Below are 26576 nucleotides of genomic sequence, written 5' to 3' on the forward strand. Positions count from 1 at the left end.
CGGGGCATGGCTCCGAACGACACCCCGCAGGCCCGCCCCTCCCTCCGCGAACGCAAGAAGCAGCGCACCCTGGAGGAGCTCGCCGACGCCGCCGCACGGCTCTTCGCCGAGCAGGGGTTCGAGGCGACCACGCTGGAGGAGGTCGTCGCCGCGGCCGAGGTCTCCAAGCGGACCTTCTTCCGCTACTACGGGTCCAAGGAGGCGGTCGCGCTGGCCCCCGAGGGACAGCTGTGGGAGCGCTACGTCGCGGAGGTCGCCGAACACCCCCTGGGCGGAACGGTGCTGGACTCCCTTCGCACCGCCCTGCTCGAAACCGTCGCCCGGATGCCCCGGGGGTGGGAGGAGCGGTTCTACGCCTGCCGCAGGCTCGCCGCGCACAGCCCCACCCCGGCGCTGCGCGACCACACCGTCGTCGCCTCGTTCCACGTCCAGGCCGAGCTCACCGGCATCCTCGAACGGCGCCTGGGGACCAGCTCCGAGGCCGACGTCCGGCTGCGCCTGCTCGGCGAGTTCGCACTCAGCGCCTGGCGGTGCGGGGCCAAGGAGTGGGTGATGGGACGCGAACCCGGCCAGACCGGCCGACCGGCCATGGACGCCACCCCCGACCCCCTCGACGCCGGGACCGCCGCCCGGGTCCGGGGCGGACGCGAGCGGTTGCTGCGCCGCGTCGACGAGGCCTTCGCCGCCATCCCCGCCAGCCTCGCCCTGTCCGCCGACTGAGTGGGGACAGCCGCCCGCCCCGCCTGGCAGCCGCGGCGGCCCGGGTTTTGGGTGTGGGCGTATAGTTCGGACACACCGGCTGGCGACCGCACCAGCGGCCGTGCCGGCCTCCGAAGGGACACCCCCTGCAACTGAGCGCACTGCTCAACGGCCATGACCACCAGGTCATCCACGGGGACCCGGCCCTCCCCATCACCGCTGCGCCCTGCGTCGACACCGACCGGGTCGCACCGGGCTCCCTCTACCTCGCGCTCCCCGGGCACCCCGAGGGCGGTCCGGACGGGATCGCCACGGCGTTCGCCCGGGGCGCCGTCGCCGCCATCGTCGAGAAACCCCTCCCGGCGGACGGGCCGTCCGCGCCACCCGGCACCTGTTTGGTGCAGGTCGCCGACGCCCGGATCGCCGCGGCGCTGGTGTCCGCGCGCCACCACGGCGAACCCGGCGCCGCCATGGACGTGGTCGCGGTCACCGGTACCAACGGCAAGACCTCGGTGGCGGCCGTGTACGAGTCGCTGCTGCGGATCGCCAACGGGGCACGGGTCGGTGTCATCGGCACCTCCGGGGCCCGGACCGGCGGCGACCCGATCCCGATGCCCCGGTCGCTGCTCAGCACACCCGAGGCCCCGGACCTGCAGTACCTGCTGGCCCGGATGCGCAGCCGCGGCACCCTCAGCGTCGTCCTGGAGGCGACGTCCATGGGGCTGCTCCAGCACCGGGTGGACGGTTCGCACATCGACGTCGGGGTCTTCACCAACCTGACCCAGGACCACCTGGACGACCACGGCACGATGGCCGACTACCGGGACGCCAAACTCCGGCTGTTCCAGGGGCTGTGCCGTCAGGCCGTGGTCAACGTGGACGACCCCGTGGGCGCCACCATCCCCGCGATGATGCCGGGCGCGGTCACCACCTACTCCGTCGAGGGCCCGGCGGACTACCGGGCGAGCGACCTGGTCGTGAACGCCTCGGGTACCCGGTTCGTCCTGCACCACGGGGGCCGCGAGTACCCGGCGGCTATTCCGATGCCGGGGCGCTTCTCGGTCTCCAACGCGCTCGCCGCGCTGGCCGCCTGCCACGTGCAGGGGCACGACCTCGAAGGCCTGGTGGCCGCACTCGAGCACATGCCGCAGATCCCGGGCCGGTTCGAGCACTTCGCCGCACCGCACGGGGTCTCGGTGATCGTCGACTACGCCCACTCACCCGACTCCCTGGACCAGGTCCTGGCCACGATCCGCGGTTTCGCCCCGGGCGGGGTGATCACCGTCTTCGGCTGCGGCGGGGACCGGGACACCACCAAGCGGGCGCTGATGGGCGAGATCGCGGGCACCCACTCCGACCGGTGCGTGATCACCTCGGACAACCCGCGCCACGAGGACCCGGAGGCGATCATGGACCAGGTGGCGGAGGGGTTGGAGCGGACCGGGACCCCGTTCGCCCGGATCGCCGACCGCCGGGCCGCCATCAGCCGGGCCCTGTCGGTGGCCCGCTCCGGCGACGTCGTGCTGATCGCGGGCAAGGGCTGCGAGCCGTACCAGATCTTCGGCGACCAGATGCTGCCCTTCGACGACATGACCACCGTCCGCGAGTTCTCCACCGCGTCCGCCGGTCCGCTGACCGGGATCTACGAACCGGCCTCGCGCGTCGCCGAGAAGGGCTGACTCCCACACGGTGGCCCGGGCGCTCCACGTCGCCCCGGCCACCACCCGCTACGAGGGGGGTAGTCGGCGGGGCAGTTCCACCCCGTCCGGATGACGGGCCCCGGTGAGGCCGCCCGGCCCCGGGCCCGTCGGGTTCCCCCGCCGGGCAGGCGGGGTCATCCCTCCCCGGGGTCGGCACGTTCCCCGGCACGTTCGTCCGAAGCCCTCGCGTCCCGCCTGGCGTGCCTGGTGGGCCTGATCCGCAGTTCGTCGCTGGTCCGCTCGGTGCCGTCCTGGCCGACGAAGCCCACGCGGACGGGCTGCTCGGAGGCGTCGTCGACCACGGCCAGGGGTGCGCCCTCAGGCTGGAGGTGCTGGGCGCCCCACTGCATCAGGGCCAGTACCACGGGGGTGAGGTCGCGGCCCTTGGCCGTGGGCACGTACTCGTACCTGGTGCGGCTTCCCGGCTCCTTGTACGGCTGCCGGGTGAGCAGCCCGGCTTCGGTGAGCTGCTTCAGGCGGGTCGAGGCGACCGCCTCGGTGACCCCGACGCGTTCGACGAAGAGCTCGAACCGCCGGGTCCCGTACAGCAGGGCCTCGCGCAGGATCAGCATCGACGAGCGGGGTCCGATGACGTCCAGCGCCATCGCCATCCCGCAGGCGTCCGGGTGCCAGGAGCGCAGATCGGCGAGGGATCGGTCAAGCTTGATGGTCATGCTCAGCAGCTTAGCCACGCACACCTGACTTGACATGTCCATAGTCAGCACTCTATTTTCCTGGCTATGGAAAGCCAAAGTCAGACTCTGGGCGAAGCAACGCGGCCCGCCGTGTTCACGGACCACTGGGCCGGTTTCGGCGGGACCCACGGCGGCCTGGTGGCCGCCGCCCTCCAACAGGCCGCCACCGACCTCCTCGGTGGCACGCCCGGGACGCTGTCCGCCCACTTCCTCCAAGCCGTGCCGCCCGGACCCGCCGAGATCAGCGTCCGCCAGCTCCGCGGCGGCCGGTCCGCGGCGGCGCTCGCCACCATCGACGGCCTGGCCACCGCCCTGGTCCGGCACTCCCACGGCCCCGAGGAGCCCCCGACGATCCGTTCCGGTGACGCCTCGCCCCCGGAGCGGCGTCCCGATCCCGAATCCCTGGAACGCTTCACACCTCCGCGCGCCCTGGTCGCCTTCGGCTCCCACGTGGACATCCGGCCGCTCGGTACGTCCCGTCCGCTCGCCGCCGGACCCGACCCCGCGTACGAGGCCTGGATCCGGATCTCCCCGCAGGCCCCCGGCGTCGACCACCTGGACGCCCGGTCCCGGCGCCTGATCCTCGTCGACGCGATGCCGCCCGGCCTGTTCGCCGTCTGGAACCGGCCCGCGCCCGTTCCGACCCTGGAACTGTCGGTGCACTTCGCTCCCTGCCCCGACGACTCCCCGTGGCACCTGGTGCGCCACCGCACGGTGTGGGCCTCCGCTGACCTGTGCGTGGACGAGACCACCCTGCACACCCGGCACGGTGAACTCGCAGTCCAGGGGCGCCAGCTCCGCCGGATCCTGCCCGCCTGAGCCCCGGGGCCCGCCCCCGCGTCCGTACCCGGGACGGCACCGACGCGGGCCCCTGGCCCGCGCTCGACCACACACCGCGCGTCCCCCACCCCGTCTCCGCTGAAATCCGCCGCGGGGACCCCACCGAGGAGACCACAGACATGCCCGAAGCCGTCATCGTCGACGCCGTACGCACGCCCATCGGCAAGGGAAGACAGAGCGGTGCCCTGCACGGCGTCAACGCCGTGGACCTGCTCGCCCACAGCCTCGAAGCCCTCGTCGAGCGCACCGGCCTGGACCCCGCACTGGTGGACGACGTCATCGGCGGCGTCGTCACCCAGCACGGAGAACAGGCGGCCAACATGACCCGCCGCGCCCTCCTCGCCGCCGGATTCCCCGAGTCCGTGCCCGCCACCACCGTCGACCGCCAGTGCGGCAGCAGCCAGCAGGCCGTCCACTTCGCCGCACAGGGGGTCATCGCGGGCGCCTACGACATCGTCGTCGCCGCGGGGGTGGAGTCGATGGGGCGCGTGCCCATGGGAACCAACCTGGCAGGGTCGGCCGACGCGCTCGGCTCGGGCTTCGCCAAGCGCTACCCCGAAGGACTCGTGGGCCAGGGCGTGTCCGCCGAGCTGATCGCCGCCCGCTGGGACATCTCCCGGCGGCGGATGGACGAGTTCGCCCTCACCAGCCACGCCCGGGCGGCGGACGCCACGCGGCGCGGCGCCTTCGACGGCCAGCTCGCACCGGTCAACGGCCTGGCCGCCGACGAGGGCATTCGTGAGGGCGGCACCCCGGACACGCTCGCCGCGCTGCGCCCCGCCTACCGCGACGACGCCACGGCCGCCCGCTTCCCGCAGATCACCTGGAACGTCACCGCGGGAAACGCCAGTCCGCTCAGCGACGGCAGCGCGGCCGTCCTCATCATGAGCGCGGAGCGCGCCGCCGAACTCGGCCTGCGCCCGCTCGCCCGGCTGCACAGCTTCGCCGTCGCCGCCGACGACCCGCTGTACATGCTCACGGCGGTCGTCCCCGCCACGCGCAAGGTGCTGGACCGGGCCGGGCTGGCCATGGACGACATCGACCTGTTCGAGGTCAACGAGGCCTTCGCCTCCGTCGTGCTGGCCTGGGCCGCCGAGACCGGCGCCGACCTGGGCCGGGTCAACGTCAACGGCGGCGCGATCGCGCTCGGCCACCCGCTCGGTGCCAGCGGTGCCCGGCTGATGACCACCCTCGTCCACGGGCTCCACGAGCACGGCGGCCGGTACGGACTGCAGACCATGTGCGAGGCCGGGGGACTGGCCAACGCCACCGTCGTCGAACGGCTCTGAGCGCTCGTCCCCCGAACCCCGGCCCGGCCCCGGACACGACGGCGCCCCGGCCGCGGACCTCCTGAACGGAAACCTCCCGGCCGGGGCGTTCGTACGTACCGCTCCCGGGTGACCTCAGAGCTTGGCGGCCGCCTCCTCGTCCACCCAGAACACCGTCCGCTCACTACCGCGCGCACCGGCCACCGGGGCCCGGTCCACGCTCGCGCCGGACAGCCCCAGGCGTACGGCCTCGGCCTTGGACTCACCCGATGCCAGCACCCACACCTGCCGCGCCGCGCCGATGGCCTGCAGGGTCAGGCTGATCCGCGTCGGCGGCGGCTTGGGGGAGTCGTGCACCGCCACCACGGCGGCCTCGTCCTCGTGCACCCCCGGCAGCCCCGGGAACAGCGACGCCACGTGCGCGTCCGGCCCCAGACCCAGCAGGCACACGTCGAACTCGGGCACCGGGCCGTCCCCCCGCGCCGCCACTGCCAGCGCCGCCGAGTAGTTCGTGGCCCCCCGCACCGCGTCGTGGTTGTCGGTCCCGTCCGAGGACGGCATCGGGTGCACCTGGTGCGCGGGGATGTCGATGTCGTTGACCAGCGCCTCGCAGGCCTGGGTCTCGTTGCGCTCGGGGTCGCCCTCGGGCAGGAAGCGCTCGTCCCCCCACCACAGGTGGACGTGCGACCACTTCATCCCGCTGGCCTTGGCCTCGTCCCGCAGCGCCGCGAGGGTCCGGATACCGACCCCGCCGCCGGTCAGCACCAGGTGGAACTCGCGCTCCTCCACCTCGGCGCTCACGATCAGCTTCGCCAGCCGGGACGCGGCGCTCTGCGCCAACTGGCCCGCGTCGTTCGTACGGACGATCTCCGGTTCGGTCATCCCTCTACTCCGCTTCCAGCGAGCAGCGGCCCCAGGTGGCGGGCCGCGCTCGCGTAGGTCTCGTCGGCGTCCAGACGGCGCAGCTCCTCGGCCAACGCCAGGGCCGCGCCGCGCCGGGCCAGGGCCACCGTCTGGTCCGGCTGCCCGGTCCGGGACAGGGTCGCCACCCGGCCGTCCACCCGGGAGATCGTGATGTCCCCCTGGTCGGTGGTCAGCCGGACCTCGGTCAGGCCGGGCCCGTCCGAGGTGCCGCGTTCCACCGGCACCTCCAACCGCTCCGACAACCACGCCGCCAACAGCTCGGCGCTCGGGTAGTCGCGTTCGGCCGTCACCCTGGCCGAGGTCACCCACCCGCACGGCTGGTCCATGGCGCTGGCCAGCAGCGAACGCCACGGGGTGAGCCGAGTCCAGGTCAGGTCGGTGTCACCCGCACGGTAGTGGGCTACCCGCTCCACCAGGTCCCGTACCGGGTCCGGGGCGCGCAGGGCGTCGGTGATCCGGCGGTGGGCCAGGCGGCCCACCGGGTCGGCGGCCGGGTCGGCGGGCCCCCGGCCCGGCCACCACACCACCACCGGGGCGTCCGGGACCAGCAGCGGAGTCAGCACCGAGTCGGGGTGCTCGCCCAACGGCCCGTACAGGCGCAGCAGCACCGCCTCGCCCGGCCCCGACGTGCCGGGGCGGCGGATCTCCGCGTCGATGGCCGGTTCGGCCTCCGGGTCGCGGCGGATCAGCGCCACCACCCGCGAGGGGTGCTCGCGGCCCGCCTCGGTGGCGGCGCGCACGGCGTCGTAGTGGTCGGCCTCGTCGGTGACGATCACCAGGGTGAGCACCATGTTCATGGCGCCCCCGCCGACACTGAGCCGCTCGGCCATGAGCGCCTCGGTGATCTGCGAGGTCGTGGTGCGCGGAAGATAGAGCGTCATCTGTCCCTCCGGAAGCGGGCGCGGGCGGTCACGGGCGGCGCCACTGGCGGCCGTCCCTGCTGAGCAGTTCCTCCGCGGACTCGGGGCCCCAGGTACCCGAGCCGTACTGTTCGGGCCGGCCGTCCTTGGCCCAGTACTCCTCGACCGGGTCCAGGATCCGCCAGGACAGCTCGACCTCCTCCTGGCGCGGGAACAGCGGCGGGTCGCCGATGAGCACGTCCAGGATGAGCCGCTCGTAGGCCTCCGGGCTGGCCTCGGTGAAGGACTGCCCGTACGTGAAGTCCATGCTCACGTCGCGCACCTCCATGGAGGTGCCCGGCACCTTGGACCCGAACCGGAGGGTGACCCCCTCGTCGGGCTGGATGCGCAGCACCAGGGCGTTCTGGCCGAGCTCGCTGATGTCGCTGCGGGCGAACATCTGCTGCGGTGCCGCCTGGAACACCAGCGCCACCTCGGTCACCCGGCGGCCCAGCCGTTTGCCGGTGCGCAGGTAGAACGGGACCCCCGACCAGCGGCGGGTGCCCACGTCCAGCTTCAGCGCCGCGTAGGTCTCGGTCACCGAGTCGGAGGGGATGCCCTCCTCCTCCAGGTAGCCGCGGACCGAAGCCCCGCCCTGCCACCCGGCCGCGTATTGGCCGCGCGCCGTCCCCTTGCCCAGGTCGTCGGGGAGCGTCACCGCGGACAGGACCTTCTCCTTCTCGGCGCGGATCGCGTCGGCGCTGTAGGAGACGGGCTCCTCCATCGCGACGAGCGCGAGCAGCTGCAGGAGGTGGTTCTGGATGACGTCGCGTGCCGCGCCGATGCCGTCGTAGTAGCCCGCGCGGCCGCCCACACCGATGTCCTCGGCCATGGTGATCTGCACGTGGTCCACGTAGCTGCGGTTCCACAGCGGCTCGAACAGGGTGTTGGCGAAGCGCAGCGCCAGGATGTTCTGGACCGTCTCCTTGCCCAGGTAGTGGTCGATGCGGAACACCGACGACGGCGGGAACACGTCGTCCACCACCGCGTTGAGCTCCTTGGCGCTCTCCAGGTCGTGGCCGAACGGCTTCTCGATCACCACCCGGCGCCACGGTGTGGCCCCGCCCGGGCCAGCGGGTTCGGGGGTGGCCAGACCGCTGCGCTTGAGCTGGGTGACCACCGTCGGGAACAGTTTGGGCGGCAGCGAGAGGTAGAAGGCGTAGTTGCCCCCGGTGCCGCGCTCGGAGTCCAGTTCACGGACGGTCCGGGCCAGGTTGTCGAAGGCGCCGTCGTCGTCCAGGTCGCCCTGGACGAACCGCACGCCCTCGCTCAGCTGGCGCCACACGTCCTCCCGGAACGGGGTGCGGGCGTGTTCGCGCACCGCGGCGTGGGCCTCGGCCGCGAAGTCCTGGTCCTCCCAGTCGCGGCGGGCGAAACCGACCAGGCCGAAGCCGGGCGGCAGCATGCCGCGGTTGGCGAGGTCGTAGATGGCGGGCAGGAGTTTCTTGCGGGCCAGGTCGCCCGTGACGCCGAACAGCACCAGCACGCTGGGCCCGGCGATACGGGGGAGCCTTCGGTCCAGGGCGTTGCGGAGCGGGTTGGGTACCGCTCCCGGCATCACCGGTTCTTTCACGCTTGTCCGCGCTTCCTGTCGAGAGTGGCCGGTGGGTCGGTGGCTGACGGTACCCGCGTCCGCGCACCCCGGTTCGGGTGCGCGGACGCGGGCCGGGCCCCGAAGGGCCCGTCGGCTCAGGCGAGCTCGTCGAGCTTCATGGTGAGGCGGCCGAGCAGGCTCTCCCAGGAGTCCACGAACTTGACCACGCCGTCCTCCTCCAGGTGGCGGGTCACGTCGGCCAGGTCCACGCCGACCTCGGCCAGGGCGTCCAGGTCGGCCTGGGCGGCCTCGTAGCCCGCACGGACGGTGTCCCCGGTGACCTCGCCGTGGTCGGCGGTGGCGTCCAGGGTGGCCTGCGGCATCGTGTTCACGGTGCCCGGGGCCACCAGCTCGGTGACGTACCGGGTGTCCGGGTAGGCCGGGTCCTTCACACCGGTGGAGGCCCACAGCGGGCGCTGCGGGGTGGCGCCCCCGGCGGCCAGGGCCTTCCAGCGCTCGGAGGAGAAGACCTCCTCGTAGTCGCGGTAGGCCAGGCGGGCGTTGGCGATGGCGGCGCGGCCGAGCAGCTCCTCGGCCCGCGGGGTGCCGATCCCCTTCAGACGCTTGTCCGTCTCGGCGTCCACCCGGCTGACGAAGAACGACGCCACCGACTGGATGCGGGACAGGTCGTGGCCGTTCTCCCGGGCCAGCTCCAGCCCGGCCAGGAACGCGTCCATGACCGCGCGGTAGCGCTCCAGGGAGAAGATCAGGGTCACGTTGACGCTGATGCCCAGCCCGAGCACCCGGGTGATCGCGGGCAGGCCCTCGACGGTCGCCGGGATCTTGATCATCAGGTTGGGCCGGTCGACCAGCCACCACAGCGACTTGGCCTCGGCGACGGTGCGCTCGGTCTCGCGCGCCAGACGCGGGTCCACCTCCAGGGAGACCCGGCCGTCCACGCGGTCGGTGGCCTCGTACACCGGGCGCAGGGTGTCCGCCGCCCAGCGGATGTCGTAGGCGGTCAGCAGCCGGACGGCCTCGCCCACCGACACCCCGCGCACACCGAACTCGTGCACCTGCAGGTCGTAGGCGTCGCCCTCGGCGAGCGCCTTGTCGAAGATGGAGGGGTTCGAGGTGACGCCGGTGACGTTGTGCGTCGACATCAGTTCGGCCAGGTTGCCGGTACGCAGCCGGTTGCGGCTGATGTCGTCCAGCCAGACGGACTGGCCGGCCGCGGCCAGGTCCTTCAGAGCGGTGCTCATGGTTCTCTCACGCCTTCCTCACGGGGCGCGTACGCCCCTGTCACACGGAGCGGGCCCGCCGGGGATCCTCCCGGCGGGCCCGCGTCGTCAGCTTCCGGCCTTGGCCAGACTGTCGCGGACCGCCGCGACGACGGCCTCGGAGGTGATGCCGAACTTCTCGTAGAGCGTCTGGTAGGGAGCGGAGGCACCGAAGTGCTCCAGGCTCACCGACACGCCGGCGTCGCCGACGTAGGAGCGCCATCCCATGGCGATACCGGCCTCGACGGACACGCGGGCGCGCACCGAGGACGGCAGCACCTGCTCCCGGTACTCCTCGCTCTGGGAGTCGAACCACTCCACGCACGGCATGGAGACCACGCGGGTGGGCGTGCCGGCCTTCTCCAGTTCGGTGCGGGCCTCCAGGGCCAGGTACACCTCGCTGCCGGTGGCGACGACGATCGCCTCGGGGGTGCCGCCGCTGGCCTCGGCCAGCACGTAGCCGCCCTGGGCGGCGCCCTCGGCGGAGGCGTGGGTGTCCCGGTCCAGGACGGGCACGTTCTGGCGGGTGAGCGCCAGCGCGGACGGACGGTCGGCGTTGGCCAGGACCTCGCGCCAGACGACGGCGGTCTCGTTGGCGTCGGCCGGACGGATCACGTCCAGGCCGGGGATGGCGCGCAGCGCCCACAGGTGCTCGACCGGCTGGTGCGTGGGGCCGTCCTCGCCCAGGCCGATGGAGTCGTGCGTCCACACGTAGGTGACCGGCAGCTTCATCAGCGCGGCCAGGCGCACGGCCGGGCGCATGTAGTCGCTGAACACCAGGAAGGTGCCGCCGTAGGGGCGGGTGGGGCCGTGCAGGGCGATGCCGTTGAGGATCGATCCCATGCCGTGCTCGCGGATACCGAAGTGCAGCACCCGCCCGTAGGGGTTGCCCGGGAACATGCTGCTGGCCCGGTCGAAGGGCAGGAAGGACGGCTCGCCCTTGGGCGTGGTGTTGTTGGACCCGGCGAGGTCGGCGGACCCGCCCCACAGTTCGGGCAGGAGCGGTGCGATGGCGCCGAGCACCTCACCGCTGGCCTTGCGGGTGGCCATGCCCTTCTCGCTGGCCTCGAAGGACGGCAGGGACTTCTCCCAGCCCTCGGGGAGCTTGCCAGACTGGAGGCGGTCGAAGAGCTCGCCGTGCTCCTCGGCGCCCTTGCGCCAGGCGTGCAGGGCCTCGTCCCAGGCGGCGTGGGCCTCACGGCCGCGGTCCAGGGCCTTGCGGGTGTGCTCGATCACGGCGTCCTCGACGGCGAACGGCTCGTCGGGCAGGCCGAGGATCTCCTTGGTGGCGGAGATCTCGTCGGCGCCCATCGCCGCGCCGTGGATGGCGCCGGTGTTCTGCTTGTTCGGCGAGGGCCAGCCGATGACGGTGCGCAGACGGATGAAGGTCGGACGCCCGGTCTCGGCCTTGCCGCGCAGGATCGCCTGGTGGAGCGCCTCGACGTCCTCGACGTACTCCCCGGTGGCGGTCCAGTCGACCTCCTCGACGTGCCAGCCGTAGGCGGCGTAGCGCGCCACGACGTCCTCGCTGTGCGCGATGCGGGTGTCGTCCTCGATGGAGATCTGGTTGTCGTCCCAGATCATGATGAGGTTGCCGAGGTTCTGCGTCCCGGCCAGGGCGCTGGCCTCGTGGCTCACGCCCTCCTGGACGTCGCCGTCGGAGCAGAAGGCGTAGACGTGGTGGTCGAAGGGGCTGGCACCCGGGCCGGCCTCGGGGTTGAACAGGCCGCGCTCGCGGCGGGCGGCCATGGCCATGCCGACGGCGTTGCCGACGCCCTGCCCCAGCGGGCCGGTGGTGGTCTCCACACCGGCGGTGTGGCCGACCTCGGGGTGGCCCGGGGTCAGGCTGTCCCACTGGCGCAGACCCTTGAGGTCGTCGATGGTGAGGCCGTACCCGGCCAGGTAGAGCTGGATGTACAGGGTGAGGCTGGAGTGGCCGATCGACAGCACGAACCGGTCCCGGCCCACCCAGTCGGGCGCGGCGGGGTCGTGCCGCATGACCTTCTGGAAGAGGAGGTAGGCGGCGGGAGCGAGGCTCATCGCGGTGCCGGGGTGACCGTTACCCGACTTCTCTACCGCGTCCATGGCCAGCGCCCGGACCGTGTTGACGGCGCGGAGGTCGAGGTCCGACCACTCCAGGGTGTTCGGGGTGTGGGCGTTCACGGCCTTTGGTCTCCTTCTCGGGCACCCGTGCACCCGGTTCCGGGGCGGGTGTGCGGTTGTGCGTGCAGGTTGTCGCCGGGCACCCCGTCGGCGGCCCGCCGGTCGGGCGGGTCGCGGGGGGAACGCGGGAGGGCGGGGTCGCCATCGGCATCGGCATCGGCTGTGGACGTGGCTCGGCCGCACGTTGCCGACTTTGAGCCTATCGTCCGCGGCCGGGGATGTCGTTGCCCGACACCTCCTATTAGTTGTGGGTAACGCAGCAGGTGCGCGGGTTCCTGCGCACCCCGGCCCTCCTCCCGGGCGCGTGGCACGTTGGAAGCACGGCGAGGGCTGTGCGAACCTTCTCTACACCCGTGCGGTCGGCGGGCGCCTGATGCGCAGGCCGCCGGGCCCCTGCCGGAGGCCACCCGTACGGAGGGGGTTGGTCACCGGTCCCCGCAGCCAAGTACTACACTTTGTCGTTGACGGGGTTTTGGCTGATCCTGACGCTTTGTCGGGCCGTTCGACCCCGCGTGGCGAGCAGTGTCGAAATCCCCAAGAGTTGTCGAGGTATCCGCGTGTCTGAAACCGAGCCGGCCCCCCGGGGGACAGCAGTGCTTCCGGACGTGAGGACGCGGAACTGATGGCGCTCACCAACCGTTCCCCGCAGACCCAGGAGAGCGCCGAGGCGGCCGCCCCCGCGCCGGAGGCCCCCCGCAGGGCCTCGTTCGGCGCCTACGCCCGCGCCTACGTCGCCCTCTCCAAGCCGCGCGTCATCGAGCTGCTGCTCATCACCACCATCCCGGTGATGTTCGTCGCCGCCGGGGGTGTGCCGCCGCTGTGGACCGCGGTCGCCACCCTGCTGTTCGGCACCATGTCGGCGGCCAGCGCGAACGCGATGAACTGCTACATCGACCGCGACATCGACCGTGAGATGCGTCGCACCCGCCAGCGTCCGGGCGCGATGGACCTGGTGACCCCGCGCGGCGCCCTCGTCTACGGCCTGATCCTGGCGGTCGGTTCCACCGTCGGCTTCCTCGCACTCGTCAACGTGCTCTCGGCCGTGCTGTCGCTCTTCGCGATCGCCTTCTACATCTTCGTCTACACGATGCTGCTCAAGCGGCGCACCGCGCAGAACGTCGTGTGGGGCGGCATCGCCGGCTGCATGCCGGTCCTCATCGGCTGGGCGGCCGTCACCAACAGCCTCGACTGGGCGCCGTTCGTGCTCTTCCTGGTCGTGTTCTTCTGGACGCCGCCGCACACCTGGACGCTGGCCATGCGCTACCGCGAGGACTACGCGGCCGCCAAGGTCCCGATGCTGCCCGTGGTCGCCAGCGACCGCCGGGTCCTGCTGGAGTCGGTGCTGTACAGCTGGGCGACCGCGATCGTCTCGCTGATCTTCTGGCCGGTGGCCGGGACCACCTGGTTCTACGGTGCGGTCGCCCTCGTCCTGGGCGCCCTGCTGGTCATCCAGGCGCACCGCCTGCTCAGCCGATCGAAGGCGGGGGTGACCGGGGCCCGGCTGAAGACGATGGGTTTCTTCCACCTCTCCAACGCCTACCTGGCGCTGCTGTTCGCCGCGGTCACCGTCGACCCGCTGATCGCGCGCTTCCTCGTCTGAGGGGCGCCCCCGAAGGCCCGGGGCGGTCCGGGGCTCAGCCCCGCCGTCCCCGCCGTCCCCAGACGAGGACCGCCGACCACACGACCAGCGCCACCAGCAGCATCGCCAGCGGCACGTGCGCCTGGAGCGGCCCGTAGGTGCCCAGCGCGGCCTGGCCGAAGCCGAGCAGGAACGCCAGCAGGCTCACCACCGCGACCAGGCGGTCGTGCCGGGGCCCGCCGGGCGACCCGGCCCGCGGCAGCCGCCACACCAGGAGTGCCGCCAACAGCTGCACGCCGGTGGCCGCGTGCACGGCGAAGGCCCCGCCGTAGTGCAGCGGCAGCGCGTCGGTGTTGAAGGTGACCAGCTGCCCCGCCGTGGCGAACTCCCACAGGAGGGCGGCCAGGCTGGCACCGACCGCGATGCGCAGTACCAGGAGCCAGAGCGGGTTGCCCGCCCGGTCGGCGGTCGTTTTCGGGTCCATGGTGCGGCCTTTCTCCGTGACGGTCGGACAGGTTCGATTGTGCCGTACCCGGACCGGCCCCTCCGGCTCCTCCCGGCGGGCGTCCAACCGCTACGATCTGTCCCCATGCCCCGACTCGACAGCAAGGCGATCCTCCAGGGACGCCGCTCCCGTTACTCGACGACCCTCATCCTGGGCACCACCGTCAGCGTGGTGTGCATGCTCGGCATGCTCGGGTACCTGTGGATGCTGGCGATGGCCGGGGGAGCGGCGGCCGGGATCGACGGTGCGACCGGGTTCCTCGTCAGCCTGGTGACCGCGGTCGTCCCGGTCACCATCCTGGTGCCGCTCATCCTCATGCTCGACCGGCTGGAACCGGAACCGGGCTGGGTGCTGTTCTTCGCGTTCGTGTGGGGCGGGGGCGTGGCCGTCGTCGCCTCGCTCCTGCTCAACACCTGGGGGCTGACCTACTTCACGGTGCCGGTGTTCGGCGAGGGGGTGGCCGACTTCCTCAGCACGGCGCTGGTGGCCCCGGTCGTGGAGGAGAGCGCCAAGGGCGCGGTCCTGCTCATCCTGCTCTGGCGGCGCCGAAACGAGATCGACACCTTCACCGACGGCGTGATCTACGCCGGGATGGTGGCGACCGGGTTCGCCTTCACCGAGAACATCCTCTACTTCCTCAGCGCCTTCTTCGAGGGCACGCTCGTCGCGACCTTCGCCATCCGCGGCCTCGTCGCACCCTTCGGCCACCCGGTCTACACCGCGATGATCGGCCTCGGCGTGGCCTACGCCGCCATGCGCACCGGCGGCCTCCGCTTCCTGGCGCCGTTCGCCGGATGGGTGGCGGCGGTCCTCCTGCACGGGATGTGGAACGCGGCGACCACCTTCGGCTGGGCCGGGCTGGCAGTGGCCTACCTGATGCTGTTCCTGGTGCTCCTGGGCATCCTGGTGATCGCCGCCCGCGACCGCCGCAGCCAGGTCGCGGCGATCGACCGGTACCTGCCGCCCTACATCTCCACGGGCCTGGTCACCCCGTCCGACATCACCATGCTCAGTTCGATGACGGCGCGGCGCCAGGCCCGGGAGTGGGCCGCGCACAACGCGGGAGCCCGCGGCCGCCTCGCGATGAAGGAATACCAGCTGGCCGCGACCGAGCTCGCCCTGCTGCACCAGAAACTCGACCTCGGCCTACCCCGACAGGACTGGAAGGTCCGCCGTGACTCGTTCCTGGCGCTGATGCACGTGGCCCGGGACACCTTCCTGGGGCGGCTGCCCCAGCCGGTGAAGCCGGGGTGGGCGGAGAACCCCACCGACTCGGGTTTCCTGCGCCGAGCGGACTTCGCGCACGTCATCGCCCAGACGCAGGCTCAGCAGGACTACGTTCCCCGGCACGGGCAGCCTCCGCGGTGAGCTCCTCGCCCGGCGGCACCAGCCGTGTGGTGGCGAAGTACAGGCGGGAGACCGCGACCCAGGTGAGCGCGGAGCCGAGCACGTGCAGCACCACCAGGGCCTCGGGCAGTTCCAGGGCGTACTGGGTGTAGCCGAGCACGCCCTGGAGCAGCACGATCGCGAGCAGGGCCGCACTGCTCCTGCGCGCGGGCCGGGAGGCGCCGCCGCGGAAGGCGATCGCGGTGGCGAGGAGGCTGCCCAGCAGGGTGAGCCAGGCCAGGGCCGAGTGCACCCGGGTGATCGCGGGCAGGTCCAGGTCCCAGCGCGGAGCCGCGGCGTCACCGCCGTGCGGGCCGGTGCCGGTGACCACGGTTCCGGCGATCAGCAGCAGGAAGCCGACCACGACCAGGCCGACGCTCACCGTGTGCAGCATGGGGCCCACGCAGATCCGGGGCCTGCCCTCGGGCTCCTGGCAGCGCACGTACAGCGCGACGGTGATGAAGACCATCACCATGGACAGCAGGAAGTGGGCGGCGACCGAGGCGGGGTGCAGGTCGGTCCAGACGGTGATGCCGCCGACCACGCCCTGGCCCAGCACGCCCACCGGGATGATCGCGGCCAGCCGGACGAGGTCGCGTCGGCGCGGGCTCGTGCGCAGCACGGCGACGAGGGTGATCACGGCGACCGCCAGGACCACGAAGGTCAGCGTGCGGTTGCCGAACTCGATGGCGGCGTTGAGGGCCGCGTGCCCGGTGTCGATGGGTACGAAGCTGTCCGGTGTGCACCTGGGCCATTCGGAGCAGCCCAGGCCGGAGGAGGTGACCCGTACGGTCGCCCCGGTGACGGCGATCCCGGCGTTGACGACGATGTTCCCCAGCGCCCAGGCGCGCAGCGACTTCGGGGTGGGTTCCCAGATGCTGCGGGCCAGCAGGACCAGCGTCAGGACACCCGCGGCGGCCAGGACGATCTGCCAGCCCCAGAGGGGGACGCCGAGGAGGACGATGTCCTCCATCTCGTCCGCAGCGAGCGGTGTGAGCGTGTTCGTGGCCGTCGCCGCGGAGGCCGGGGATGCAAACATACGACAAAGCGTAGTACACGCTTCCGGAGTTCCCGACGCACCCCCGACACAGGTCGCCACCTGCGATGACGGGTTTCCCCGGAACGCGCGAGGGGTCCCGGAACGCGTTCCGGGACCCCCGGTCGGGCGGTCGGTGCTGTCCGGCCTCGGTGCCGGTCAGCCGCGGCGCCTCAGTCGTCGTACTGCGCGATGCACTGGTTCAGCAGGTTGAGGTTGAGGTTGAGCAGGCCGAGCGACTGCTGCTCCTGGACGCACTGCTGGTAGGCCCACGTGCCGGCTGAGGCGGCACCGGCGCCCAGTCCGAGCAGGCTGGCGGTGAAGAACAGTGTCAGGGCGAGCTTGGCGGCGATGCGCATGGTTTCCCTTCCGAATGCGGGTCATCAGGAGCGGGTCGGCCTTCCCAGGGGCATCAATTGCCGGGCCCGGGTGGGAGAAAACGCGGCCCGTGCGATGTTTGTCCGACTTGTGGTGATGTGCTGCCGTGCCGATGGCTCAGCGGGCGGGGGCGTGGCCTCCCGTTGTCCCGGGCCGTGCCCGCATTGGTCCGGCGGGGTCCGGTGTCGTCCACTGCCCACGACGGGTGCGCGGGGCGAAGTCCCGCCGATAAAGCTACCCTCACGAGAGGGTAGGGTTTGCTGTGGAGGGTCGACCTGCTTCCTTCGCGCTCCGCGCCCTCCCGTGGTGGCACGGCCGCGGCCGCGACCCCTGCCGTGGTCCGTGCCACCCCGCACCTGGTCCGCTCGGGCGCGGGCCCCGCGCCCGAGTCCTCATCGGCGGAACTCCCCTTCCCCACGTGGTCCGGACGGGTCATCCGACGCGGCATGAAATCCTCCTGGTGTGGGAGCGCACTAACATGGCGCCTTCGACGGCCAACGCCACCCGAACGAACCTGACGTTAGAGTAGAGTTAACAAGAAGGGGCACCCCGATGCCTGAACCGGGCCACATGCAGATCGGTGAGGTGGCCGAACGGACCGGCCTGTCCTTGCGGACCATCCGCTACTACGGCGAGGTCGGCCTCGTTGAACCGTCCGCCCGTTCGCGTGGGGGCTTCCGTCTCTACACCCAGGAGGACGTCGACCGGCTGAACCTCATCAAGCGGATGAAACCGCTGGAGTTCAGCCTGGAGGAGACCCGGGAGCTGCTGGAGACCCTCGACCGGCTCGGGGCCGAGCAGACCTCCGTCCAGGACCGGGAGGCCCTCAGCGAGAGGCTGGACGCCTTCGAGGCGGCCATCGTCGCCCGCTGCCAGGCCCTGCAGAAGCAACTGGCCATGGCCGAGGAGTTCGCCGGACGGCTACGCGAACAACGGGCCAGGGCCGACGCCCCCACCTGAGAACCCACACGTGCGAGGAGCGATCGTGACGGCGCCGGCGCCCTCGGCCAAGGCCGACCGGGAGGGGAAGTCCCGCCCGGTGGGTCAGCCCTTCTCGGGGCAGGTGTTCAAGATGCAGGCCAACATGGACCGCAACCACCGGGACCGGATGGCGTTCGTGCGGGTCTCCTCGGGCCGGTTCGACCGGGGGATGGTGCTCACGCACGCCTCGACGGGGCGGCCGTTCGCGACCAAGTACACCCAGGCGGTGTTCGGTTCGGACCGCTCCACGATCGACACGGCCTATCCGGGTGATGTGATCGCGCTGGTCAACGCGCATGCTCTGGCGGTGGGTGACACCCTCTACGAGGGCCCCAAGGTCGAGTTCCCGCCCATCCCCAGCTTCGCCCCCGAGCACTTCGTCGTCGCTCGTGCGGTGGACGCGGGCAGGTACAAGCAGTTCCAGCGCGGGATCGCGCAGTTGGACGCCGAGGGTGTGGTGCAGGTGCTGACCTCGGATGTGCGGGGTGAGCAGGCTCCGGTGCTGGCGGCGGTGGGTCCGTTGCAGTTCGACGTGGTGCGGCACCGGATGGAGCAGGAGTTCCGCTCGCCGATCGAGGCCTCGCCGTTGGAGTACTCGGTGGCGCGGCGTACCGATGCGGAGTCGGCTCCGGTGTTGCACGCGCTCTCGGGTGCGGAGGTGCTCAAGCGTCGCAACGACGGGGAGCTGTTGGTGCTGGTGCACAACAAGTGGCGGTTGCGGGTGATCGAGCGGGACAACCCGTCGTTGTTGATGGAGCCGCTGCTCGCCGGCGGCGTCGACGAGGAATACTAGGGCCCGGCTGCCCCCGCCCCCATGGAGCGCGCGGCACCGCGCCGCGTGCGAGCACCGAACAGAGCGCCCGTACCCGCCACGTCCGAGGAGTTTCACTGCCCTCCGCGCCGCCCGCCGCCGAAACCTCCGCCCCCAACCGTTCCGTCCCCAGGATCGTCATCGCCTCCGCGCTGGTCCTGGCGCTGAGCGGCCCCGGACAGACCGCCGGTATCGCGGTCTTCGTCGACCACGTCATCGCCGACCTCGGGGTCGGCCGTTCCGCGGTCTCCCTGGCCTACATGGCCGGGACCCTGTCCGGTGCTCTGGCACTTCCCTGGATCGGCCGTGCGGTGGACCGTTTCGGGGTCCAACGGGTTCTGGCCCTGGTGGCGCTCGGCTTCGGGAGCTTCCTGATGCTGCTCGCCTGCGCCCAGGAACTGGTCGGGCTGACGGCCGGTTTCGTCGGGGTGCGCGCCCTGGGGCAGGGCGGCATGAGCATGATCGCGACCACCGCCGTCGCGATCTCGGTGACCCGTAACCGGGGTACCCTGCTCGGCCTCACCAGTTCCCTGGGGGCGGCGGGGATCTCCCTGTTCCCCCTGCTCGCCGAGCGGGCGATCGCCGTCCTGGACTGGCGCTACACCTTCGTCGCCGAAGGGCTGCTGATCTGGGTCGTGGTCCTGCCGCTGGCCCTGTGGGGGCTGCGCGGCGCGACCCGGGCGCCCTCGGCGGACCAGGCCTGCCCGCAGAGCCCGGGCTCGGGCCCCGGGGCGCCGGCGCCCCTTTCCGCGATCGCCCGCACCTCCATGTTCTGGGCGATGGCAGGAGCCATCGCGTGCAGCGGTCTGGTCTCCACCGCCGTGTTCTTCCACCAGGTCTCCGTCCTGGGGGAGCAGGGGCTCACCCCCGCCCAGGCCGCCGCCAACTTCCTTCCCCAGACGGTCGCCGGTCTGGGTGCGGCCCTGCTGTTCGGGTCGGCGGCGGACCGGATGTCCCCGAAGATACTGATGAGCGCGGCCATGGCCATGCACGCCCTGGCTCTGGTCACCCTGCCGCTGGTGGCCCCAGGGTGGGGCGCCCTGCTCTACGGGGCCGCGCTGGGCGCGGCGGCCTCCGGAGCCCGCGCCGTCGAGAGCGCCGCGCTGCCCTTCTACTTCGGTACGGCGAGTCTGGGGACCCTGCGCGGTCTGACCCAGTCCGTGGCGGTCGCCTCCACCGCCGTGGGGCCCATCCTGCTGTCCCTGGCCCACGGCTGGGCGGACTCCTATCGCCCGGGAATCATGGGTCTGGCCCTGCTGTGCGCCGTCGTCGCGGTCGCGGTGTGTTTCGCGCGCAAGCCCCGGACCTTCCTTTCCCCTCCCGTGTCACACCACGATCAGGTCGGCTGAATCCCCAGGTGGACCGCCCTGTCGAGGGGGCGCTCCCGGCGCGACTGAGCAAGGCATGTGAACATCCCGGGATTCCGCCCAAAGAATCACTTTGGGTTATCCCGCCGGAAATGCGGCTGCCATCGAGATCACATATTTTGATCTGGGAAGATCCGTCATTCTCCACCCCTGTGACAGTTGTCTCAGTCGCCCTGCGTGACTCGAACCCTCACGTAACTGTAAATTTGAAGCAGGTCGGTTCCGCACGCACGAGGCGGAAACCCCACATACCTCCCGACCCGCCCCCAGGGACGGAGTCGGGCACGCGGCGACGAGGCCGCGCTCCGGGGCACCCGTCGGGTGCCGCACCGGAGAACCCCAGGCGTCTGCCGCCGCGGTCCCACCGGGCCGGGTGGCGCCCTCCGCGCCGTCGCCGCACCACCTGACGTGTGAACACCGCAGTCCTCGACGTGGACTGCCCGAACCAGATGGGTTCCATGAGTCTGCTGAAGACCCGACGAGGGTCCCTGATGTCCAAAATCCCCAGCGGGGCCCAGTTGCGCGCCGACGTCCTGGCCGGTCTGGTCGTCGCCCTGGCCCTGATCCCCGAGGCGATCGCGTTCTCCCTGATCGCCGGGGTCGACCCCCGGGTCGGCCTGTACGCCTCCTTCGTCATGGCCGTGTCCATCGCCTTCCTGGGCGGACGACCGGCGATGATCTCCGCCGCCACCGGCGCCATGGCGCTGGTGGTCGCCCCGCTGTCCATCGAGTACGGGGTCGACTACCTGATCGCGGCCACCATCCTGGCCGGTCTGATCCAGGTCGGGCTGGGCCTGCTGGGCGTGGCCAAGCTGATGCGGTTCGTGCCGCCCAGCGTGATGACCGGGTTCATCAACGCCCTGGCCATCCTGATCTTCCTGGCCCAGCTTCCGCACCTGGCCGGGGTCGGGGTGCCCGTCTACGCGATGGTCGCCGTCGGTCTGGTCATCATCTTCGGTCTGCCGCTGATCACCAAGGCGATCCCCGCCCCGCTGGTGGCCATCGTCGTGCTCACGGTGGGCGCCCTGGCCATGGGCATCCCCGCCCGCACCGTGGGCGACATGGGCGAGCTGCCCGACACCCTTCCGATCCCGCTGATCCCGGACGTGCCGTTCAACGTCGAGACCCTCACGCTGGTCCTGCCCTACGCGGTGACGCTGGCGCTGGTGGGCCTGATGGAGTCGCTGATGACCGCCAAGGTCGTCGACGACATCACCGAGACCTCCTCCGACCACGCCCGTGAGGCCCGCGGCCAGGGCATCGGCAACGTGCTGGTCGGCTTCTTCGGCGGGATGGCCGGCTGCGCGATGATCGGCCAGACGATGATCAACGTCAAGTCCGGCGCCCGGACCCGGATCTCGACCTTCCTGGCCGGTGTGTTCCTGCTCATCCTGTGCGTGGGGCTGGGCGACATCGTCGGGATGATCCCGATCGCCGCACTGGTCGCGGTGATGTTCTTCGTGGCGATCGTGACCTTCGACTGGCACAGCATCGCCCCCACCACGGTCAGGCGCATGCCCTGGACCGAGACCCTGGTCATGGCCGTCACCGTCGCCGTGGTGGTCTGGACCCACAACCTGGCGCTCGGCGTGATCGTGGGCGTGATCGTGTCCATGGTCCTCTTCGCGCGCAAGGCCGCCATGCAGGCCGACGTCACCAGTGTGCTGGACCCCGACGGCGGTACCCGGGTGTACTCGGTCAACGGCGAGGTCTTCTTCGCCTCCACCGGTGAGCTGGTGCAGCGGTTCGACTACGCCGAGCAGGGGCTGAGCAAGGTCGTGGTGGACATGTCGGGGGCCCACGTGTGGGACTCCTCCGCGGTGGCCGCGCTGGACCAGGTCACCGAGCACTTCCGCAGGCACGACGTGGAGGTGGAGATCACCGGTCTGAACAAGCCCAGTGCGCACCTGCACAAGGAGCTGACCGGAACCCTGGTGGGCGGCCACTGAGCCACCGGCCGGACGCCCGGAAGCGACCCCGCGGGGCCGTCGGAGATCCTCCGGCGGCCCCGCCGCCCTCTCCGGCCGTCCAGACCCGTCGGCCGCGCCCCGTCCCGTGGCGGTCCCGCCGCCCGGTGCCCAGCCGGGTCGTTACCGGTCGCCCCCCTGCGCCGCCTCACGCGCGTCGCGTTTGGCCGAGGTGCGGGTCGAACCCGCGCTCGCGGTGATCACACACGCCACCGCAAGCCACTGCCACACGGTCAGCAGCTCACCCAGCAGGACCAGGCCCACCAGGGCGGCCGCCGCGGGCTGGAGGCTCATCAGCACCCCGAACACCCTCGGCGGCATCCGGCGCAGAGCGTTCAGCTCCAGGGTGTAGGGCACCACGGAGGAGAGCACGCCCACCGCCAGGCCGAACAGCAGCAGCCGCCAGTCCAGCAGGGCGGCGCCGCCCTCGGCGATCCCGGCCGGAGCCAGCACCACCACACCCACCACACTGGCGACGGCCAGGCCGGAGGCCCCGCTGAACCGCTGCCCCGTGGCGGCGCTCAGCATGATGTACCCGGCCCAGGCCGTGGCGGCCAGCACCGCGAACAGCACGCCAACCGGGTCGAGTTCACCGAACTCGATCCCCAGCGCCGCCACGCCGAGCCCCGCCAGCCCCGCCCACAGCAGGTCGACGCGGCGGCGTGAGCCGATGATCGCGATCGCCAGCGGCCCCAGGTACTCGATGGTCACCGCGATACCCAACGGGATACGGGCGAAGGCCTGGTAGATGAGGTAGTTCATCGAGGCCAGGGCCACGCCGTAGCCGATCACCACCAGCCAGTCGCCACGGCTCCGGGCCTTCAGCGCGGGCCGGGCCAGCAGGACCAGGAGCACCGCCGAGGTGAGCAGGCGCAGCCACACCACTGCGGCCGGGGGCAGGGACTCGAACAGGTTCTTGGCCACGCCCGCACCGGTCTGCACCGAGACGATGCCGGCCATCACCAGCCAGACGGGGGGCAGTGATCCCAGCGCCGCGCTGGGGGAGAAGGTGCTGGTCGAACCGGTCCGGGTGCTCATGATGGGTCATCCTACGTTTTCGGCTGCCCTCTTCGCGTCCCCGGTGTCCGCGGCCCCCGCGCCGTCCGGGGCCGTTTCTCCCGGCCTGCTCCGGGACACCGCCGCCCACAGGAGCAGCAGCCACGCCACGGCCGCCACACCCGGTTGCAGCAGCGTCATGACCAGCCCGACCACCGTCGCCTCGCCCAGCCCGGTGAGGAGCTGGACCGCGATCCACAAAAAGGGCAGCGCCGCCGCGAGCAGGTTCACCACCAGGGCGGCCCACACCAGCCCCGGGCGGTCCGGGCGCCGCCACACCAGGAGGGTTCCGCCCACCGCGAGCAGGAACAGGGGAGGCCCGAGGTGACGGACGACGATGAACCAGGGCACTCCGATGGCTTCCATGGGCGCACACCCTATCGAGCGTTCCCGTCCGCCCCCGGCCTGCCCCGGGCGGGGCTCGAGAGGCCCCTGATATGCGCCAAGTGGGGCGTTTGGTGTGGAATAGTCCGGACCCGTAGTGAACCGGACCGCCCCCGTCCCGCAGGAGAGTCCCGCCATGTCCCGACGTAGAGCACCGCGTGCCGTATCCCCGGAGTGGCACGTGCCCAGGTGGCCGATTCTCGCCGGTGCGCTGGCCCTGCTCCTGGCGGTGGGGCTCGCCGGCTACGTGGCGGGCCTGTTCGTCGCCGACACCGACGCGGAGCCCGAGGAGATGTCCGTGGTCTCGGGGATCCTCGTCCAACCCTCGGACGCCCCGGAGGAGGAACCCGAACCCGAGGAGCAGGAGGAGGAAGAGGAGGAGCCGACCCACCCCGCGGGGCTCGACCCCGAACGCACCTACGTCCTGCAGAACGTGCACGGGGACCGGGCCCTCGACGTCGCGGGCTCCTCCGACCAGAACGGGGCCCACGTCCACCTCTGGGACCGCCACGACCAGAGCAACCAGCAGTGGCGCTTCGTCCACCTGGAGGCCGACCTCTACGAGATCGTCGGTGTGGGCAGCGGCAAGCTCCTGGAGGTCCCCACCGGGGAGGGGGCCGGTCCCGGAGCCGCCATCCTCACCCGGACCGGCGGGCAGAACCAGCACTGGAGGGTGGTCGAGGCCGGGGACGGGGTGGTCCGCCTGATCAACCGCGCCACCGGGCTGGTCCTCGAGGGGCAGGGCGGCGCCCCCGACAACGGGACACTGGTCACCCAGGCCGAGGACGGCGGCCACGCCCACCAGCAGTGGCGGCTGGTCCCGCTGGGCTGAGCCCCGCTCCGGACCGACCGGGCCCCGGGACCCGGCCCCACGGGGCTGCTAGTGTGCATCCGTGTTCTCCACCCGTGCGTAGACCGACGCCCCCGCCGCGGCAGGCAGCCGCGGCCCTCCGGCGTCCACGCACACCCGCGGCGCTGACCACCCGCGCCGCCCTCCTGACGGAGAACACCCATGTCCTCGCCCCGCCGGGCGCCGACCTACCGTGCCGTCCTGCGCGTCACGGGGGTCCCCCGTTTCCTCGTCCCCGCCCTCCTGGGCCGTCTGTCCTACGGGATGGTCTCGCTCGCTCTGACGCTGGCCGTCACCCACACCACCGGCTCCTACGCCGACGCGGGTATGGTCATGGGCCTGTTCGGCCTCACCGTCACCGTCCTGTCACCGGTACGGGCCGACCTCATCGACCGCCACGGGCCGTTCCGCGCCCTGCTTCCGATGGCCCTCCTGCACGCGTCGGCCCTGCTGGGTCTGGCCGTCGTCTCCTGGGTCCCCGGAGCGCACCTCGGAGTCCTGGCCGCCCTTACCTCGGTGGCGGGGGCCTGCGCGCCCCCGCTCGGCCCCCTCACCCGCAGCGTGTGGAGCCACCTGATCACTGATCGGGGGCTCCTCCAACGGGCCTACAGCCTGGACACCGTCACCGAGGAGCTCATCTTCCTCACCGGGCCGTTGCTCCTCGGCGCCCTGATGCGGGTGTGGCCGCCCTCCGCCGGGCTGGTGCTGGGCGCGTCCCTGATCGTGTCCGGGACCGCGGGCCTGGTGACCTCGGCCGCAGCCCGTTCCATGGACGCCGACCGAACCGCGTCCCGCCCCGAACCCGCTCCGCTCCCGGACGCCGCAGCGCCCCGGAACCCGGGCACGAGACGGGTTCGGGGCCCGGGCCCGGCCGCACGCGGGGGCTTCCTGTCCGCCGTCGCGGTCTCCGCGGCCGCTGGGCTCACCCTGGGCGCGTCGGCCCTGCTCAACGTCGCCTTCGCCGAACAGCGGGGCACCGTCGGGGACGTGGTGCTGCTGGAGTCCGCGCAGGCCGCGGGCAGTGCCGTCGGCGGTCTGGTCTACGGCGCCCTCGTCTGGCGGGCCGGGTCGCGTACCCGGCTGGCCCTGTTGGGCGCGGGGCTGGGCGGCGGTGTGGCCGCGGCCGCGCTGGCGCCCGGGGTGTCGGCCCTGGTGGCGCTGTTGTTCGTCGTCGGGCTGTTCACGGCGCCCCTGATCACCGCCGCCTACCTGCTCGCCGACGAATCGGTGGCCCCCGGCTACCGGACCCGGGCCGGGAACTGGGTGAACACCGCCTTCAACGCGGGCTCCTCGGCGGGCGGCGCGGCCGTGGGCCTGTTCCTCACCACGGCTCCGCCGGGCGCGGGCTACCTCCTGGCCGGGGCGCTGCTCCTCACGGCGTCCGCCGTCGTGTTCCTGGTCCCGGCGCGCACCGCCCGGTCCGTGCAGCCCGGACCGCCCCCGGGCGGCTCAGGCCAGCAGGAGTGAGCGCACCGTCCGCCAGGTCGTCCCGTCGGCGGCGTTGAGCAGGCCGACCCGTTCGTCGTCGGGCCGGTAGGGGTCGCCCTCGGGCCTGAGGGCGACCCCGCCCGCCTCGGTCAGCAGCAGGCTGCCGGGGGCGTGGTCCCAGGGCAGGGTCCGATGGAACAGGACGAAGTCCAGGTCGCCCTCCACGAGCTGGGGGTAGTCCACGCCCGCGCAGTGGGCGCCCGGACCCACCTCGGCGAACGCGGGGATCGCGGAGACCACGCGCTCGCGGGCCGTGGGGGACAGGAAACGGGACAGCACCGCCCCGCGCAGTTCCGCTGGGTCGGCGGGTGCGGGTTCGCGGTGCAGCCGGGTTCCGTCCCGCCACGCACCGGAGCCGAGTTCGGCGACGTAGAAGCGGTCCTCTGTGGGTCGCAGGATCCAGGAGGCGACGGTCCGTCCCTCGCGGACCAGGGCGGCCATGACGGCGAACGCGGTGCTGCCCCGGGCGAAGTTGCGGGTGCCGTCGACCGGATCGACCACCCAGGCCGCCGGCTCCCGCCGCAGGGCGCTGACCAGCTCGGGGGTGGCGGAGGCGGCCTCCTCGCCCACGACGGGGACGTCCAGCAGCTCCCGTAGGCGGCGGCTGATCTGCTCCTCCGCCTCACGGTCGGCCACGGTGACGATCTCGCCGGGCGACTTCTCCGACACCTCGTGCTCGGCCAGGGTTCGGAAGCGGGGCAGGACCGCGGTGTCGGCGGCCTCGCGGAGGATCCCGGTCACCGCGTCGATGTCGATCGTCATGACCGACAGCCTAGAGGGGTGCGC

The 26576-nt window shown here is 72.2% G+C and carries 23 protein-coding genes and 1 pseudogene; 12 read left to right on the forward strand and 12 right to left on the reverse strand.

Features of this window, described 5'->3' with window-relative positions; all coding sequences use genetic code 11:
• The first annotated feature begins 6 nt into the window (after positions 1-6).
• Both AC0VYD_RS09500 and AC0VYD_RS09505 read left to right on the forward strand, forming a co-directional pair.
• The gene (locus AC0VYD_RS09500; RefSeq protein WP_475479515.1) at positions 7-720 is read left to right on the forward strand and encodes a TetR/AcrR family transcriptional regulator; all 714 of its coding nucleotides are present in this window, start codon (positions 7-9) and stop codon (positions 718-720) included.
• A 167-nt stretch (positions 721-887) separates the two neighbouring features.
• A complete protein-coding gene (locus AC0VYD_RS09505; RefSeq protein ID WP_475480227.1) occupies positions 888-2378 on the forward strand; it encodes a UDP-N-acetylmuramoyl-L-alanyl-D-glutamate--2,6-diaminopimelate ligase in 1491 nt (496 codons plus the stop codon).
• A gap of 155 nt (positions 2379-2533) precedes the next feature.
• Here the strand turns inward: AC0VYD_RS09505 and AC0VYD_RS09510 are convergent, their stop codons facing one another.
• Positions 2534-3073, reverse strand: a complete 540-nt coding sequence (locus tag AC0VYD_RS09510) for a winged helix-turn-helix transcriptional regulator (protein ID WP_475479516.1) — start codon at positions 3071-3073, stop codon at positions 2534-2536.
• Positions 3074-3184: 111 nt separating this feature from the next.
• Here AC0VYD_RS09510 and AC0VYD_RS09515 point away from each other — a divergent pair, with 111 nt between their 5' ends.
• On the forward strand, positions 3185-3913 hold the full coding sequence (locus AC0VYD_RS09515; protein WP_475479517.1) for an acyl-CoA thioesterase: 729 nt from the start codon (positions 3185-3187) through the stop codon (positions 3911-3913).
• A 140-nt stretch (positions 3914-4053) separates the two neighbouring features.
• Positions 4054-5223: a thiolase family protein gene (locus tag AC0VYD_RS09520; protein WP_475479518.1), complete on the forward strand. Its 1170-nt coding sequence runs from the start codon at positions 4054-4056 to the stop codon at positions 5221-5223.
• A gap of 114 nt (positions 5224-5337) precedes the next feature.
• Here the strand turns inward: AC0VYD_RS09520 and pgl are convergent, their stop codons facing one another.
• The 5 genes from pgl to tkt all read right to left on the reverse strand — a co-directional run bounded on the left by pgl (position 5338) and on the right by tkt (position 12002).
• The gene (gene pgl / locus AC0VYD_RS09525) at positions 5338-6084 is read right to left on the reverse strand and encodes a 6-phosphogluconolactonase (protein ID WP_475479519.1); all 747 of its coding nucleotides are present in this window, start codon (positions 6082-6084) and stop codon (positions 5338-5340) included.
• Complete coding sequence (locus AC0VYD_RS09530; protein WP_475479520.1) at positions 6081-7007, reverse strand: glucose-6-phosphate dehydrogenase assembly protein OpcA; 927 nt, start codon at positions 7005-7007, stop codon at positions 6081-6083. The genes pgl and AC0VYD_RS09530 overlap by 4 nt, the downstream gene beginning before the upstream one ends.
• A 28-nt stretch (positions 7008-7035) precedes the next feature.
• Complete coding sequence (gene zwf / locus AC0VYD_RS09535) at positions 7036-8583, reverse strand: glucose-6-phosphate dehydrogenase (protein ID WP_475479521.1); 1548 nt, start codon at positions 8581-8583, stop codon at positions 7036-7038.
• Between the two features lie 131 nt (positions 8584-8714).
• On the reverse strand, positions 8715-9821 hold the full coding sequence (gene tal / locus AC0VYD_RS09540) for a transaldolase (RefSeq protein WP_475479522.1): 1107 nt from the start codon (positions 9819-9821) through the stop codon (positions 8715-8717).
• 87 nt (positions 9822-9908) lie between these two features.
• Positions 9909-12002 carry a transketolase gene (tkt, locus tag AC0VYD_RS09545; protein ID WP_475479523.1) on the reverse strand — a complete coding sequence of 698 codons (2094 nt, stop codon included), beginning with the start codon at positions 12000-12002 and terminating at the stop codon, positions 9909-9911.
• 622 nt (positions 12003-12624) lie between these two features.
• Between tkt and AC0VYD_RS09550 the strand changes: the two genes are divergently transcribed.
• Positions 12625-13602 carry a heme o synthase gene (locus tag AC0VYD_RS09550; RefSeq protein WP_475479524.1) on the forward strand — a complete coding sequence of 326 codons (978 nt, stop codon included), beginning with the start codon at positions 12625-12627 and terminating at the stop codon, positions 13600-13602.
• 34 nt (positions 13603-13636) lie between these two features.
• Here AC0VYD_RS09550 and AC0VYD_RS09555 read toward each other — a convergent pair whose 3' ends face one another.
• The gene (locus AC0VYD_RS09555; protein ID WP_475479525.1) at positions 13637-14065 is read right to left on the reverse strand and encodes a hypothetical protein; all 429 of its coding nucleotides are present in this window, start codon (positions 14063-14065) and stop codon (positions 13637-13639) included.
• 105 nt (positions 14066-14170) lie between these two features.
• On the opposite strand from AC0VYD_RS09555, the gene AC0VYD_RS09560 reads away from it, so the two are divergent.
• Positions 14171-15454: a PrsW family intramembrane metalloprotease gene (locus AC0VYD_RS09560; RefSeq protein ID WP_475479526.1), complete on the forward strand. Its 1284-nt coding sequence runs from the start codon at positions 14171-14173 to the stop codon at positions 15452-15454.
• Here the strand turns inward: AC0VYD_RS09560 and AC0VYD_RS09565 are convergent.
• Positions 15393-16511: a COX15/CtaA family protein gene (locus AC0VYD_RS09565; RefSeq protein WP_475479527.1), complete on the reverse strand. Its 1119-nt coding sequence runs from the start codon at positions 16509-16511 to the stop codon at positions 15393-15395. The genes AC0VYD_RS09560 and AC0VYD_RS09565 overlap by 62 nt on opposite strands.
• Positions 16512-16681: 170 nt before the next feature.
• A complete protein-coding gene (locus tag AC0VYD_RS09570) occupies positions 16682-16867 on the reverse strand; it encodes a hypothetical protein (RefSeq protein ID WP_191271394.1) in 186 nt (61 codons plus the stop codon).
• 571 nt (positions 16868-17438) lie between these two features.
• Between AC0VYD_RS09570 and AC0VYD_RS09575 the strand changes: the two genes are divergently transcribed.
• From AC0VYD_RS09575 to AC0VYD_RS09590, 4 genes and pseudogenes are all read left to right on the forward strand, one after another.
• Positions 17439-17846, forward strand: a complete 408-nt coding sequence (locus tag AC0VYD_RS09575; RefSeq protein WP_475479528.1) for a MerR family transcriptional regulator — start codon at positions 17439-17441, stop codon at positions 17844-17846.
• A gap of 31 nt (positions 17847-17877) precedes the next feature.
• Positions 17878-18660: pseudogene (locus tag AC0VYD_RS09580) on the forward strand (peptide chain release factor 3); the annotation flags it as partial.
• 152 nt (positions 18661-18812) lie between these two features.
• Positions 18813-20027, forward strand: a complete 1215-nt coding sequence (locus AC0VYD_RS09585; protein WP_475480228.1) for an MFS transporter — start codon at positions 18813-18815, stop codon at positions 20025-20027.
• A gap of 467 nt (positions 20028-20494) precedes the next feature.
• Positions 20495-21994 carry a SulP family inorganic anion transporter gene (locus AC0VYD_RS09590; RefSeq protein WP_475480229.1) on the forward strand — a complete coding sequence of 500 codons (1500 nt, stop codon included), beginning with the start codon at positions 20495-20497 and terminating at the stop codon, positions 21992-21994.
• Between the two features lie 141 nt (positions 21995-22135).
• Here the strand turns inward: AC0VYD_RS09590 and AC0VYD_RS09595 are convergent, their stop codons facing one another.
• Positions 22136-23050: an EamA family transporter gene (locus tag AC0VYD_RS09595; protein ID WP_475479529.1), complete on the reverse strand. Its 915-nt coding sequence runs from the start codon at positions 23048-23050 to the stop codon at positions 22136-22138.
• A 6-nt stretch (positions 23051-23056) separates the two neighbouring features.
• On the reverse strand, positions 23057-23434 hold the full coding sequence (locus AC0VYD_RS09600; RefSeq protein ID WP_475479530.1) for a hypothetical protein: 378 nt from the start codon (positions 23432-23434) through the stop codon (positions 23057-23059).
• 154 nt (positions 23435-23588) lie between these two features.
• Here AC0VYD_RS09600 and AC0VYD_RS09605 point away from each other — a divergent pair, with 154 nt between their 5' ends.
• The gene (locus AC0VYD_RS09605; RefSeq protein ID WP_475479531.1) at positions 23589-24284 is read left to right on the forward strand and encodes an RICIN domain-containing protein; all 696 of its coding nucleotides are present in this window, start codon (positions 23589-23591) and stop codon (positions 24282-24284) included.
• Positions 24285-24464: 180 nt separating this feature from the next.
• Complete coding sequence (locus tag AC0VYD_RS09610) at positions 24465-25769, forward strand: MFS transporter (RefSeq protein WP_475479532.1); 1305 nt, start codon at positions 24465-24467, stop codon at positions 25767-25769.
• Here the strand turns inward: AC0VYD_RS09610 and AC0VYD_RS09615 are convergent.
• Positions 25752-26552 carry an inositol monophosphatase family protein gene (locus AC0VYD_RS09615; RefSeq protein ID WP_475479533.1) on the reverse strand — a complete coding sequence of 267 codons (801 nt, stop codon included), beginning with the start codon at positions 26550-26552 and terminating at the stop codon, positions 25752-25754. The genes AC0VYD_RS09610 and AC0VYD_RS09615 overlap by 18 nt on opposite strands.
• Positions 26553-26576: the final 24 nt, after the last annotated feature.

The organism is Nocardiopsis sp. iso_40 (assembly GCF_056173285.1).

Bases quoted from the DNA above. Each gene is read 5' to 3' on its own strand.
- AC0VYD_RS09500 (WP_475479515.1), top strand. From the start codon at position 7: ATGGCTCCGAACGACACCCCGCAGGCCCGCCCCTCCCTCCGCGAACGC.
- AC0VYD_RS09510 (WP_475479516.1), bottom strand. From the start codon at position 3,073: ATGACCATCAAGCTTGACCGATCCCTCGCCGATCTGCGCTCCTGGCAC.
- AC0VYD_RS09520 (WP_475479518.1), top strand. From the start codon at position 4,054: ATGCCCGAAGCCGTCATCGTCGACGCCGTACGCACGCCCATCGGCAAG.
- pgl (WP_475479519.1), bottom strand. From the start codon at position 6,084: ATGACCGAACCGGAGATCGTCCGTACGAACGACGCGGGCCAGTTGGCG.
- AC0VYD_RS09530 (WP_475479520.1), bottom strand. From the start codon at position 7,007: ATGACGCTCTATCTTCCGCGCACCACGACCTCGCAGATCACCGAGGCG.
- zwf (WP_475479521.1), bottom strand. From the start codon at position 8,583: ATGCCGGGAGCGGTACCCAACCCGCTCCGCAACGCCCTGGACCGAAGG.
- tal (WP_475479522.1), bottom strand. From the start codon at position 9,821: ATGAGCACCGCTCTGAAGGACCTGGCCGCGGCCGGCCAGTCCGTCTGG.
- AC0VYD_RS09550 (WP_475479524.1), top strand. From the start codon at position 12,625: ATGGCGCTCACCAACCGTTCCCCGCAGACCCAGGAGAGCGCCGAGGCG.
- AC0VYD_RS09555 (WP_475479525.1), bottom strand. From the start codon at position 14,065: ATGGACCCGAAAACGACCGCCGACCGGGCGGGCAACCCGCTCTGGCTC.
- AC0VYD_RS09560 (WP_475479526.1), top strand. From the start codon at position 14,171: ATGCCCCGACTCGACAGCAAGGCGATCCTCCAGGGACGCCGCTCCCGT.
- AC0VYD_RS09565 (WP_475479527.1), bottom strand. From the start codon at position 16,511: ATGTTTGCATCCCCGGCCTCCGCGGCGACGGCCACGAACACGCTCACA.
- AC0VYD_RS09570 (WP_191271394.1), bottom strand. From the start codon at position 16,867: ATGCGCATCGCCGCCAAGCTCGCCCTGACACTGTTCTTCACCGCCAGC.
- AC0VYD_RS09575 (WP_475479528.1), top strand. From the start codon at position 17,439: ATGCCTGAACCGGGCCACATGCAGATCGGTGAGGTGGCCGAACGGACC.
- AC0VYD_RS09590 (WP_475480229.1), top strand. From the start codon at position 20,495: ATGGGTTCCATGAGTCTGCTGAAGACCCGACGAGGGTCCCTGATGTCC.
- AC0VYD_RS09595 (WP_475479529.1), bottom strand. From the start codon at position 23,050: ATGAGCACCCGGACCGGTTCGACCAGCACCTTCTCCCCCAGCGCGGCG.
- AC0VYD_RS09600 (WP_475479530.1), bottom strand. From the start codon at position 23,434: ATGGAAGCCATCGGAGTGCCCTGGTTCATCGTCGTCCGTCACCTCGGG.
- AC0VYD_RS09605 (WP_475479531.1), top strand. From the start codon at position 23,589: ATGTCCCGACGTAGAGCACCGCGTGCCGTATCCCCGGAGTGGCACGTG.
- AC0VYD_RS09610 (WP_475479532.1), top strand. From the start codon at position 24,465: ATGTCCTCGCCCCGCCGGGCGCCGACCTACCGTGCCGTCCTGCGCGTC.
- AC0VYD_RS09615 (WP_475479533.1), bottom strand. From the start codon at position 26,552: ATGACGATCGACATCGACGCGGTGACCGGGATCCTCCGCGAGGCCGCC.